The sequence below is a fragment of the Pseudoalteromonas sp. 5Ae-yellow genome, from assembly GCF_014077565.1.
GTDB lineage: Bacteria > Pseudomonadota > Gammaproteobacteria > Enterobacterales > Alteromonadaceae > Pseudoalteromonas.
In genome coordinates this window covers 1-410 of the sequence record NZ_JACGWD010000173.1, presented here as the reverse complement: position 1 = coordinate 410, position 410 = coordinate 1, and the positions used below count along the sequence as shown (strand labels likewise).

Annotated in this window: 1 rRNA gene; it reads right to left on the bottom strand. The window is 36.8% G+C overall.

From position 1 onward, the window contains the following. Positions 1-83 (bottom strand): 16S ribosomal RNA (locus H4J63_RS19855); the annotation flags it as partial. Positions 84-410 lie beyond the last annotated feature (327 nt).

Sequence of the window (410 nt, the reverse complement as noted above, 5' to 3'; positions counted from 1 at the left end):
GCTACTTTCTGTTACCGCTCGACTTGCATGTGTTAGGCCTGCCGCCAGCGTTCAATCTGAGCCATGATCAAACTCTTCAATTAAAAAGTTTTATGTCTTTCGACAGCTCAATGAATTCTGAATTTTTTGTTTTTGTTGCCAAAAACGAATTGACTGTGCGTTATTATTTTCACTTTTAAAAAAAGTAAAATCAAAACAGCTCAAGGCTGAATCTTTTAATAACATATGGTCACTCAGTTTCAATTGAGACTCTAATTTGTTTGCCTTACTTAGCGAACTAAGCTTGGCTGTTAGAACTCAATCTGTACGAGTGCCCACACAGATGATTGCTTTATATTGTTAAAGAACGTTTTGAGTCGCTTTAGCGTCTCAAGGGATGCGAATAATACACCCTTTATTTTTCGAGTCAA